Here is a 10842-nt window from a genome sequence, read left to right as displayed (position 1 = left end):
GGGCTCGGAGCGGTACCCGGGGGCGGCGGTCCTGGCCACGGCCGGGGCGCTGCACGGCGTGTGCGCACGTTCCGCGCCTATTTGGACTGGGGGGCGCTCCCCGGCGTGCGGATGCCCAGGGCGCGTGTGGTCGCCGGATTGACGAGCAGCACCAGGGCGGCGATCGCCACGGCGGCGAGGGCGATGCCGCCGGGGATGGCCACGCTGTTGGCCTGCAGCAACGTGTAGGCGACCGGCAGCGCCATGATCTGGGTGATGATCGCGGGTCCGCGGCTCCAGCTCCTGCGGGCCAGCAGGCCGCGTGCGGCCAGCAGCGGCAGCAGGGCGAGCACGAGCAGGGTCACGCCACCGGTGATCGCCTGCTCCGGGTCGTCGGGGTTCCCGGTGAGCCCGGCGACGAGCATGGAGGCACCGCCCGCGACGAGCGCGACGCCTTCGAGTCCGGCCAGGGCCGCCGCGGCGGTCAGCCGGCCGGGGCGCGGCCCGGTCTCTTCGGGGGTCTCGGGGGCGGGATTCTGCGCTGAGGTCACCTTGGCAGCGTAACGCCCGGCGCGCGCGACCCGGCAGGCCGCGTCCCGGGCCGGGGCCCGCCGGCGCCTGCCCGAGCCCTACCTCGGTCTGGGTTCGGTCCGAGGCGCTAGGTACCCTGCATCGCATGCGTGCACTTCTTGTGGTCAATCCGGCGGCAACCACCACCAGTGCGCGCACGCGCGATGTGCTGATCCACGCGCTGGCGAGCGAGATGAAGCTCGAGGCCGTCACCACGGAGTACCGCGGTCACGCCCGCGACCTGGGCCGGCAGGCCGCCGAGAGCAAGGACATCGAGCTGGTCGTCGCCCTGGGCGGCGACGGCACGGTCAACGAGGTCGTGAACGGGCTGCTGCACCACGGCCCCGACCTCGACCGGCTGCCGGGCCTGGCCGTGGTCCCCGGCGGTTCGACGAACGTCTTCGCCCGCGCCCTGGGCCTGCCGAACGAGCCCGTGGAGGCCACAGGACAGCTCCTGGACGCCCTGCGCGAGGGCCGCGAGCGCACGGTCGGTCTCGGTCTCGCCGAGGGCACTCCGGGCACGGAGGACGAGGCGGTGCCGTCCCGCTGGTTCACGTTCAGCGCCGGGCTCGGCTTCGACGCCGGGGTGGTGGGGCGGGTGGAGCAGCAGAGAGAACGGGGCAAGCGTTCGACGCATGCCCTGTACGTGCGGCAGGTCGTCCGGCAGTTCCTCGGTGAGGCCGACCGCCGGCACGGCACGATCACGCTCGAACGGCCGGGCGAGAACCCGGTCACGGATCTGGTCGTCTCCATAGTCAGCAACACGTCGCCGTGGTCCTTCTTGGGCAACCGTCCGCTGTATCCGACGCCCCAGGCGTCCTTCGACACCGGCCTTGACGTGCTCGGACTCAAGAAACTCTCCACCCCCGCGGTGGCCCGGTACGGCACCCAGCTCCTCACCTCCTCACCCGAGCGCGGACCGCACGGTAAGAACGCGGTTACGCTCCATGACCTCACCGACTTCACCTTGCATTCGAAGGCGCCCCTGCCCCTTCAGATGGACGGTGACCACCTGGGGCTGCGGACCAGCGTGGCGTTCACAGGCGTACGCCGTGCACTGCGTGTGATTGTGTGAGTGGAAGGGTCCAAAGTCCTTCATCTCGAACGTTTGGGCCAGGATCCACCCCATGGAAGTACGGCTGTGACCTAGCCGACACCGAGGAATCAAAAAAAACTTTCCAGAAGGGGTTGTATCCGCCGCCGAGGTTTGCGAATCTCTACATGGCGCTCGGGACGGCCCGCAACATCGGCCCCACAGAGAGCCCGAATCCCCTCCTCAAAGCAACGGACACTCGTCGCAGATGTGACGTTCGTCCCTACATTTGTTGAGGGATTCGTGAAAGCGTTCACATTCACAAGCAACCTGCACGTAATACCAAGGAGAGGTAGCAGCCATGGACTGGCGTCACAACGCCGTTTGTCGCGAGGAAGACCCCGAGCTGTTCTTCCCCATCGGCAACACCGGTCCCGCGCTGCTGCAGATCGAGGAAGCCAAGGCCGTCTGCCGCCGCTGCCCCGTCATGGAGCAGTGCCTGCAGTGGGCGCTCGAGTCCGGCCAGGACTCCGGCGTCTGGGGTGGCCTCAGCGAGGACGAGCGCCGCGCGATGAAGCGCCGCGCCGCTCGCAACCGGGCACGTCAGGCCTCCGCCTGATCCCCCACCCCGTTCGAGCCTGAGCCCGGCGGCGCGTACAGCGAGTACGCATCCCCCCGCCCCCCGAGCCGCAGCGCGCAGTACCCCCGATGCTCCCCAGGCTCAGCCCGGGACATGACCCGAGCAACGCGAGCAGTGAGCCCCGGACCGTACAACGGTCCGGGGCTCACTGCTGTGTGCGTCCACCCGGCGTCTACTTGTGGGAGCGCACCGGAATGTCGAGGACGACCTGTGTACCGCGTTCGGGAGCCGGCACCATGTCGAACGTTCCGCCCAACTCACCTTCCACCAAGGTTCGTACGATCTGCAGCCCCAGGTTGCCGGTGGACTTTGGGTCGAAGTTCGGGGGCAGGCCCACGCCGTCGTCCTGGACGGTGATCAGCAGCCGCACATCCTTGCTGGTGCCGCCCCGTACGGCGGAGACCTCCACGGTGCCGGTGTCCCCCTGCCGGTAACCGTGCTCCAGCGCGTTCTGCAACACCTCGGTCAGGACCATGGACAGCGGGGTCGCCACCTCCGCGTCCAAGATGCCGAAGCGGCCGGTGCGCCGGCCGGTCACCTGTCCGGGTGAGATCTCGGCGACCATGGCGAGCACCCGGTCGGCGATCTCGTCGAACTCCACCCGCTCGTCCAGGTTCTGCGAGAGCGTCTCGTGCACGATGGCGATGGAACCGACGCGCCGGACCGCCTCTTCGAGCGCCTCGCGCCCCCGGTCCGACCCGATGCGCCGGGCCTGGAGGCGCAGCAGCGCGGCCACGGTCTGCAAGTTGTTCTTCACCCGGTGGTGGATCTCCCGGATGGTGGCGTCCTTGGTGATCAACTCACGCTCTCGGCGCCGCAGTTCGGTGACGTCGCGCAGCAGGACCAGCGAACCGATCCGCACGCCCTTGGGCTTGAGCGGGATCGCGCGCAGCTGGATCGATCCTTCCTCGCCCTCGATCTCGAACTCGCGCGGCGCCCATCCGCTGGCCACCTTGGCGAGGGCTTCGTCCACCGGTCCGCGCGAGGGGGCGAGTTCGGCCGTGGTCCGGCCCAGGTCGTGCCCGACCAGATCGGCCGAGAAGCCCAACCGGTGGTAAGCGGACAGCGCGTTGGGGGACGCGTACTGGACGATGCCGTCGGCGTCGAGCCGGATCAGCCCGTCCCCCACGCGCGGGGAGGCGTCCATGTCGACCTGCTGCCCCGGGAAGGGGAACGAACCGGCGGCGATCATCTGCGCCAGGTCGGACGCGGACTGCAGATAGGTCAGCTCGAGGCGTGAGGGCGTACGGACGGTCAGCAGGTTCGTGTTGCGGGCGATGACTCCGAGGACCCGGCCCTCCCGGCGTACGGGGATGGACTCGACCCGCACCGGGACCTCTTCGCGCCACTCGGGGTCGCCCTCGCGCACGATGCGGCCCTCGTCCAGCGCGGCGTCCAGCATGGGGCGGCGGCCGCGCGGCACCAGGTGACCGACCATGTCGTCCTGGTAGGAGGTCGGACCGGTGTTCGGACGCATCTGCGCGACGGAGACGTACCGCGTGCCGTCGCGCGTGGGGACCCACAGGACGAGGTCGGCGAAGGAGAGGTCGGAGAGCAGCTGCCACTCCGAGACCAGCAGGTGCAGCCACTCGAGGTCGGAGTCGCCGAGGGCGGTGTGCTGGCGGACGAGATCGTTCATGGAGGGCACGGGGCTGAGCGTACCCGCCGGTCGGCGCGGCCCCGAAAAGACCGACGGGCCGCGGCGCCGGGGGGAGGGACCCTCGACCCTTTCCCTGGCACCGCAGCCCTTCAGGTGCATCGGCTGCCAGGTGTGCGGTGCCCGGCTGCCGATCGAGGAACCGCAGCAGTCAGGGCAGAGAGCGCGGTTCCTCTGTCCGTCCTCCTGTGCGGGGAGGGCGGAGGTCTGCAGTACGCATTGTGGACTAGACCATTCTCCCGTGTCTACGCGTCGGACCGGGTTTGTTGTCGTCTCTTCATCCAACCCCATAATGCGCCGCGACAGTGTCCGGCTCTACCCGCGGACGCCGGAGCGGGCCGATTCTCCGCCGGGCCAGGCGGTCATCGCGAGGCCGGCGATCTCCTCCAGCTCTCGCCGGCCGGCACCGTCCCGCGACTGCTGCGACATGCCCTGGAAGACCGCGCCCACGAAACGCGCGAAGGCCGCGGTGTCCAGGGATTCCGGCAGCTCCCCCGCGGCCACCCCCTGGCGCAGCCGGTCCTCGATGGCGGCGAGGCTGGCGCCACGCTGCTCGCGCAGGGCCTGCTCGACCTCGGGCGTCGTGCAGTTCGTCGCGGCGTGGATGACGAGGCAGCCGCGCGGGTGGCCGGGGTCGGTGAACTCGTCGGCCGCCTCCCGCAGCAGCCGCTCGACGGCGCCGCGAGCGGTGGGCTCCTCGGTCAGGGCGCGGGCGGGGCCTGCGCCGTGCGTCGTGCCGTAGACCCGCACGACCTCCTCGAACAGCGAGCGCTTGTCGCCGAACGCGGCGTACAGGCTGGGGGCGCCGATGCCCATCTCGCGGGTCAGCTCGGAGACCGAGGTCCCCTCGTACCCGTTCTCCCAGAAGGCCCGCATGGCCTTCTCCAGAGCGGTCTCCCGGTCGAAGGAGCGGGGCCGCCCGCGCTGCTTGGTCGCCATGAGGATGAATTCTATAACGCCCACTAGAAAACCGGCCCCGGCGTGCGCTACGGTCATTTCCATAACGACCGCTACAGATTTCGGGAGAGGTGTCACCATGAGCATCACGGGCGTACGAACTGGGGTACTCGCAGGCAAGACCGCACTGGTCACGGGCGCGAGCCGGGGCATCGGGCGGGGCATCGCCGAGCGGCTCGGAAGGGACGGCGCGCGCGTCGCCGTGCATTACGGCACGAACCACGCGGCGGCGCGGGAGACGGTGGCAGCGATCGAGGCGGCGGGCGGTTCGGCGTTCGCCCTCGGCGCGGAGCTAGGTGCGCCGGGCGCGGCGCAGGAGCTGTGGGAGAAGTTCGACGCGCGGGCGGACGGCGTGGACATCCTGGTGAACAACGCGGGCATCGGCACGTCGAGCGCCTTCGAGGAGATCGAGGAAGCGGAGTTCGACCGCCTCCTCACGGTCAACACCAAGTCCCCGTTCTTCCTCGCCCAGCTCGCGGTCCCGCGGCTGCGTGACGGCGGCCGCATCATCAACATCTCCTCCGGCGCCGCACGCACGGCGGTCCTGCCGGACCTCATGCCGTACGCGATGACGAAGGGCGCGCTCGATGTACTGACCCAGTACCTGGCGAAGGTGCTCGGCCCGCGTGGCATCACGGCGAACACGGTGGCGCCCGGCATCGTCGACACGGATGTCAACGCGGAGTGGCTGCGCGCTAGCGACGAGGCCTGGGAGGAGGCGGCGGCGCTGTCGACCTTCGGCAAGGTGGGGACGCCGGCGGAGATAGCCGACGTGGTGGCGTTCCTGGCGTCGCCGGACGGGCGGTGGGTGACGGGGCAGTGGGTAGATGCGACGGGGGGCTCTTTGCTCTGACGCGGGCCCGGGCCATGGGTCGGGGCGGCGGGGAGTATCCGTACGGGGGGGCGTTGGAGGCTTAGGCAGGTCTTGGTCGGAGGGGCCCGGGGCTGGGGGCTCGGGGCTCGGGGCTCGGGGTCTTGAAGGCTTCAGGGCTTGCGGGCCGGGGGCCTACAAGGGCCCGGCGGCACAGGGGCCCGCGGGCTCGGCGGCACAGGGGTCGGCAGGCTCGGGACCCGGCGCCTCGGAGGCCCGGGGGCCCGGCCCGGCGGGCTCGGGAACCCGGCGGGCTCAGGGGCCCGCGGGCCCGGCGGCTCGGCGGCACAGGGGTCGACAGGCTCGGCGGGCTCGGGGGAGTCAATGCCATCGGTTGCGGCGATCGGCTCGATCAGGCGCCCAACATGCCGAGACCTCGCCCACCCCCGAGCATGGACGACAGGGGACTCCGCCAATCGCGGGCTTACAGCCTGGGTCAGGGCAAGGCTCGCGGTCGGACCAGGGTGCTGGACCGGCTCAAGGCCGGGCCCGCTCAGCCCCTGCCCCGCAGGGACTCGCTCTGCTAGATTGGTCTATACCACATACAGCTAAGTTCCCTTTGACCAGAACGGCAGGCCCAGCGTGGAAGTTGTGATCGTTCCGGATGCCGCGGCAGGTGGCGAGCTGATCGCCGAGGCCATGGCCCAGCTGCTGCGGCGCAAGCCCGACGCGTTGCTCGGCGTGGCCACCGGCTCGACCCCGCTGCCCATCTACCAGGCGCTGTCGGCCAAGGTGCGCGCCGGTGAGGTCGACGCGTCGAGGGCCCGCATCGCGCAGCTCGACGAGTACGTCGGGCTGCCGACCGGGCACCCCGAGTCCTACCGCGCGACGGTGCTGCGCGAGGTCGTGGAGCCGCTCGGGCTGAACGCGGCGGCGTTCATGGGCCCGGACGGCAGTGCCGCGGACGTGCAGGCTGCGTGCGAGGAGTACGACAAGGCGCTGGCCGACGCGGGCGGGGTCGATCTGCAGCTGCTCGGGATCGGGACGGACGGGCACATCGGGTTCAACGAGCCGTGTTCCTCGATCGCGTCGCGGACCCGGATCAAGACGCTGACCGAGCAGACGATCACGGACAACGCGCGGTTCTTCGACGGTGACCTGAGCCAGGTGCCGCGGCACGTCATCACGCAGGGCATCGGCACGATCCTGGAGGCCAGGCACCTGGTGCTGCTCGCCACGGGTGAGGGCAAGGCGGACGCCGTGGCGGCGACCGTCGAGGGGCCGATCGCCTCGGTCGTACCGGCGTCGGCGCTCCAGCTGCACCCGCACGCGACGGTCGTCGTGGACGAGGCCGCAGCGTCCAAGCTGAAGCTCGCGGACTACTTCCGGCACACGTACGTCAACAAGCCGGAGTGGCAGGGACTGTAAGCACGGAGGTGCGGGCCCGCAGCCGGATCGGGCCGAGTCCGGCCAGCCGCCCTCAGCACCCAGCACCCAGCACCCAGCACCCAGCACCCAGACATGACGATGCCGGTCACCCCCGCTCGGGGCGACCGGCATTTTCATCTCTGAGCAACAACCAACCGCGCCGCAACCATCCGCGCGGCCGGCCGCCGCCCAGCACCTCTACCCGGCACCTCTATCCCCCGGCGATGACCTCCGCGGCAGCGACCCCGCATACCCGGGCCGCGCCGTGCGTGGCGATGTGGAGGGCGCCGCGCGGTGCGGCCCCCGGTACGCCCATCTCCACGATCACGGTGTCCGGGCGCGCCGCGAGCAGGGTGTCGAGGGCCTCGGACATCCAGGCGTGGCGGTGTTCGTCGCGGACGACGGCCACGACGCGGCGTTCGCCCGCCTCGGCCAGCGCGGTCGCGCCGGCGTCCGGGCCCGTGTAGGAACCGGTGGTGGTGCCGGGGAGCAGGCGTGCGAGTTCGGGGCCGACGCCCCAGGGGGTCTCGTCGCCGACCGCGATGTTGGCGACCGGGGAGAAGGCCGCGACGTGCACGGGGCCGGTCACCGCCGGGGCGTACTCACCCCGCGTGACCCTGAGGGCCCGACGGGCGGCGACCAGGCCGATCTCGGCACCGCCGACACCACCCGCACCACCGGCACCTCCAACACCCGCAACCGAGCCGACCTCAGCACCACCGGCACTACCAGCACCTCGCACCTCGATCCTCGCCCCCGGAGCCGGCATCGGCCCCGCCGACGTCCACTCCCCCAGCGCGCGGACCCGGGCCGCCGCGTCCGCGAGGCGTTCCTCGGGGAGTTCGCCGGAGCGGACCGCGGCGACGAGGGCGTCCCGCAGGCGGGTCACGGTTCCGTCGTCGTTGAGGCCGCCGCCGACGCAGATGGCGTCGGCCCCGGCGGCGATGGCGAGGACGCTGCCGCGCTCGATGCCGTAGGTCGCGGAGATGGCCTGCATCTCCATGCCGTCGGTGACGATGAGGCCGTCGTAACCGAGTTCCTCGCGGAGCAGGCCGGTGAGGATGCGGCGGGACAGGGTCGCCGGGCGCTCCGGGTCGAGGGCGGGGACAAGGATGTGGGCGCTCATCACGGCGCGGGTGCCGGCCGCGATGGCGGCGCGGAACGGGGCGAGGTCGCGGCTGCGCAGCACATCGAGGCCGACGTCGATCAGCGGCAGGTCGTGGTGCGAGTCGACCCCGGTGTCGCCGTGCCCGGGGAAGTGCTTGGCGCAGGCGGCGACGCCGGCGGCCTGCATGCCGTCGACGTAGGCGGCCGTGTGCCGGGCGACGAGCGCGGTGTCGGCGCCGAAGGAGCGGACGCCGATGACCGGGTTGTCGGGGTTGGCGTTGACGTCGGCGGAGGGCGCCCAGTTGAGGTTGACGCCGCACGCGGCGAGGCGGCGGCCGAGTTCGAGGGCGACGGCCCGGGTGAGTTCCACGTCGTCCACGGCGCCGAGCGCGTGGTTGCCGGGGAACGAGGAGCCCGTCCGCACTTCCAGGCGGGTGACGTCGCCGCTCTCCTCGTCGATGGCGACGAGGACGTCACCGTACTCGGCCCGCAACTGCGCGGTGAGGGCGGCCAGTTGTTCGGGCGACTGGACGTTGCGGCCGAACAGGCCGACGGAGGCGAGACCTTCGCCGAGCCGGCGCAGCAGCCAGTCCGGGGCGGTGGTGCCGTCGAAGCCGGGTTGCAGGACGGTGAGCGCGTCGCGGGTGAGCGTGGAGGAGGCGCGGGTGACAGTGGTCATCGGGTGGCGTTATCCCTTCACGGCGCCGGCGGTCAGACCCGCGGCCATCTTGCGCTGGACGAAGAGGAAGAGGATGACGATCGGCACGGCCATCATCGTGGAACCGGCCATCATCGGGGCGTACTCGGTGCCGTGCTTGGTCGTGAAATTGGCGAGCCAGACGGTGGCCGTCTGGTGCTTCTGACTCATCAGCATGAGGGCGTACAGGTATTCGTTCCAGGCCTGGATGAAGCCGTAGACCGAAGTGGCGACCATGCCGGGGGCGAGCAGCGGGAAGACGACGCGGATGAAGGCGCCGGTGCGGGTGCAGCCGTCGACCTGGGCGGCCTCCTCCAGCTCCTTGGGGATGTTGACGATGAAGCCGCGCAGCGTCCACACGGTGAAGGGGAGGATGAAGGTCAGGTACGTGATGATGAGGCCGGTGAGCTTGTCGTACTGACCGAGGTCGTTCAGGAGCAGGAAGACCGGGATGATCATGGCGACGAGCGGCACCATCTGCACGGCGAGGATGGCGACGATGACGATCTTGCGGCCGCGGAAGGCGAACCGGGAGATCGCGAGCGCGGCCAGCATGCCGACGGCGATGCCGATCACGACGACGACGAGCGAGACGACGAGGCTGCGGGCGACCGGGCCCCAGAAGTCCGCGATGTCCAGGGCGCGCCGGAAGTTGTCGAGGGTGAACCCGGTCGGCAGCAGGCTCGGATCGGGGTCGATGGCGTCCTTGGCGGGCTTGAACGCCGTGTTCACCATCCAGTAGACGGGGAAGCCGACGATCAGGAAGACGAGCAGGCCGAGGAGGTTCCAGCCGGCCCGGGGCCTGCGGGGCCGGCGCACGGGCGCGGCGGGCGCGCCGGTCGCGGCGGGGACCTTGGCGGGGGCGGTGGTGGCGGGGGCGCTCACTCGACCTCTCCGATCTTGAGCATCTGGCGCATGTAGACGGCGACGACGCCGAGCAGCAGGATCACCGTGAGCAGCGCGATGGCCGAGCCCTGGCTGTAGTCGTTGACCTGGAACGCCCGGTCGTAGGAGTAGGTGGTCAGCAGCTGGAACTCGTCCTCGGGGTGACCGTTGCGCATGACGAACACCTGCGGGAAGACCCCCATGTCCCAGATGACCGAGAGCGTCGCGAGCATGACGATGATGGGTTTGAGGATCGGCAGGGTGACGTAGCGGAAGACCTTCCAGGCGCCGGAGCCGTCCAGGCGCGCGGCCTCCTCCAACTCCTTGGGCACCTGGGTCAGGCCCGCGCTCAGGGTGATGACGACGAAGGGCACCGCTCCCCAGATCACCAGGAGCATGATGACGGCGAGCCCCTGGGTGCCGCTGGCGAACCAGTTGTGGCCGACCATCTCGACGCCGGGCAGTTTGCTCAGCAGCGCGTTGAGGACGCCGTAGTCGGAGTCGAAGAGCCACTTGAAGACGGTGGTCGCCACGATGATGGGCATGCCCCAGGTCGCCACCAGGGCGACGTTGATGAGCATCTTCACCCAGCCGGAGACCTTCTGCAGCAGCAGCGCGATCAGCATGCCGATGACCATGGTCAGGATCACCGCGCCGGCGGCGAAGACGATGGTGCGGACGACGACCTGCCAGAACTGGCTGTCGCCGAGGATCGCGGAGAAGTTGTCGAAGCCGACCGACTCGGGGTCCTGGAAGCCCCACAGCTGCGCCTGGCCGAACTTCTGGAAGGAGAGCGTGACCAGCCGGACCAGGGGGTAGCCGAGCACGAGGACGAGGATCAGCAGGCAGGGCGCGAGCAGCGCCCAGGGCGTCGCGGCCGAGCCGGCCGCCCGCTTCTTGCGTGGCATCTGCGGGGGCACGCCTCCCCCATCGGACGACGGGGCCGGCCGCGCCGGCGGCGTCTTGGCGGTCGTCGTGTCAGCGGCACTCATCCGCGCACTCCTCAGCGGTCCCTCAGGTTGTGCAAAGCAGCAAAGCCGAACGGGCGGCGGGACCCCGGCCCGGTGGGCGGGGTCCC

Annotated in this window: 10 protein-coding genes; 4 read left to right on the top strand and 6 right to left on the bottom strand. The window is 70.8% G+C overall.

Annotated elements, in window-relative coordinates:
* Nucleotides 1-77: 77 nt before the first annotated feature.
* The gene (locus ABZY33_RS29860; protein ID WP_356494807.1) at nucleotides 78-530 is read right to left on the bottom strand and encodes a hypothetical protein; all 453 of its coding nucleotides are present in this window, start codon (nucleotides 528-530) and stop codon (nucleotides 78-80) included.
* 125 nt (nucleotides 531-655) lie between these two features.
* Between ABZY33_RS29860 and ABZY33_RS29855 the strand changes: the two genes are divergently transcribed.
* Nucleotides 656-1624, top strand: coding sequence for a diacylglycerol kinase family protein (locus ABZY33_RS29855; RefSeq protein WP_356494806.1), 969 nt, complete (start codon nucleotides 656-658; stop codon nucleotides 1622-1624).
* Between the two features lie 319 nt (nucleotides 1625-1943).
* Complete coding sequence (locus tag ABZY33_RS29850) at nucleotides 1944-2201, top strand: WhiB family transcriptional regulator (RefSeq protein ID WP_016639615.1); 258 nt, start codon at nucleotides 1944-1946, stop codon at nucleotides 2199-2201.
* A 193-nt stretch (nucleotides 2202-2394) separates the two neighbouring features.
* Here the strand turns inward: ABZY33_RS29850 and ABZY33_RS29845 are convergent, their stop codons facing one another.
* Together ABZY33_RS29845 and ABZY33_RS29840 are read right to left on the bottom strand one after the other, a co-directional pair.
* On the bottom strand, nucleotides 2395-3861 hold the full coding sequence (locus ABZY33_RS29845; protein WP_356494812.1) for a PAS domain-containing sensor histidine kinase: 1467 nt from the start codon (nucleotides 3859-3861) through the stop codon (nucleotides 2395-2397).
* 333 nt (nucleotides 3862-4194) lie between these two features.
* A complete protein-coding gene (locus ABZY33_RS29840) occupies nucleotides 4195-4818 on the bottom strand; it encodes a TetR/AcrR family transcriptional regulator (protein ID WP_356494805.1) in 624 nt (207 codons plus the stop codon).
* A gap of 97 nt (nucleotides 4819-4915) precedes the next feature.
* On the opposite strand from ABZY33_RS29840, the gene ABZY33_RS29835 reads away from it, so the two are divergent.
* On the top strand, nucleotides 4916-5689 hold the full coding sequence (locus tag ABZY33_RS29835; protein ID WP_356494804.1) for an SDR family oxidoreductase: 774 nt from the start codon (nucleotides 4916-4918) through the stop codon (nucleotides 5687-5689).
* A gap of 600 nt (nucleotides 5690-6289) precedes the next feature.
* Entirely contained in the window at nucleotides 6290-7075 is a 786-nt protein-coding gene (nagB, locus tag ABZY33_RS29830; protein WP_356494803.1) for a glucosamine-6-phosphate deaminase, read from the top strand.
* Nucleotides 7076-7286: 211 nt separating this feature from the next.
* On the opposite strand, the gene ABZY33_RS29825 is transcribed toward nagB, so the two are convergent.
* The 3 genes from ABZY33_RS29825 to ABZY33_RS29815 all read right to left on the bottom strand — a co-directional run bounded on the left by ABZY33_RS29825 (nucleotide 7287) and on the right by ABZY33_RS29815 (nucleotide 10756).
* The gene (locus tag ABZY33_RS29825) at nucleotides 7287-8861 is read right to left on the bottom strand and encodes a glycoside hydrolase family 3 protein (RefSeq protein ID WP_356494802.1); all 1575 of its coding nucleotides are present in this window, start codon (nucleotides 8859-8861) and stop codon (nucleotides 7287-7289) included.
* A 9-nt stretch (nucleotides 8862-8870) separates the two neighbouring features.
* A complete protein-coding gene (locus ABZY33_RS29820) occupies nucleotides 8871-9698 on the bottom strand; it encodes a carbohydrate ABC transporter permease (RefSeq protein WP_356494811.1) in 828 nt (275 codons plus the stop codon).
* 62 nt (nucleotides 9699-9760) lie between these two features.
* Nucleotides 9761-10756 carry a sugar ABC transporter permease gene (locus ABZY33_RS29815; RefSeq protein ID WP_356494801.1) on the bottom strand — a complete coding sequence of 332 codons (996 nt, stop codon included), beginning with the start codon at nucleotides 10754-10756 and terminating at the stop codon, nucleotides 9761-9763.
* Between the last annotated feature and the right edge of the window lie 86 nt (nucleotides 10757-10842).

This window comes from Streptomyces sp. NPDC006552 (assembly GCF_040611655.1).
Taxonomy (GTDB): domain Bacteria; phylum Actinomycetota; class Actinomycetes; order Streptomycetales; family Streptomycetaceae; genus Streptomyces.
The sequence above is the reverse complement of the archived record's forward strand: the minus strand, read 5'-3'. Positions and strand labels throughout refer to the sequence as shown.

Bases quoted from the DNA above. Each gene is read 5' to 3' on its own strand.
- ABZY33_RS29855 (WP_356494806.1), top strand. From the start codon at position 656: ATGCGTGCACTTCTTGTGGTCAATCCGGCGGCAACCACCACCAGTGCG.
- ABZY33_RS29850 (WP_016639615.1), top strand. From the start codon at position 1,944: ATGGACTGGCGTCACAACGCCGTTTGTCGCGAGGAAGACCCCGAGCTG.
- ABZY33_RS29845 (WP_356494812.1), bottom strand. From the start codon at position 3,861: ATGAACGATCTCGTCCGCCAGCACACCGCCCTCGGCGACTCCGACCTC.
- ABZY33_RS29840 (WP_356494805.1), bottom strand. From the start codon at position 4,818: ATGGCGACCAAGCAGCGCGGGCGGCCCCGCTCCTTCGACCGGGAGACC.
- ABZY33_RS29835 (WP_356494804.1), top strand. From the start codon at position 4,916: ATGAGCATCACGGGCGTACGAACTGGGGTACTCGCAGGCAAGACCGCA.
- ABZY33_RS29825 (WP_356494802.1), bottom strand. From the start codon at position 8,861: ATGACCACTGTCACCCGCGCCTCCTCCACGCTCACCCGCGACGCGCTC.
- ABZY33_RS29815 (WP_356494801.1), bottom strand. From the start codon at position 10,756: ATGAGTGCCGCTGACACGACGACCGCCAAGACGCCGCCGGCGCGGCCG.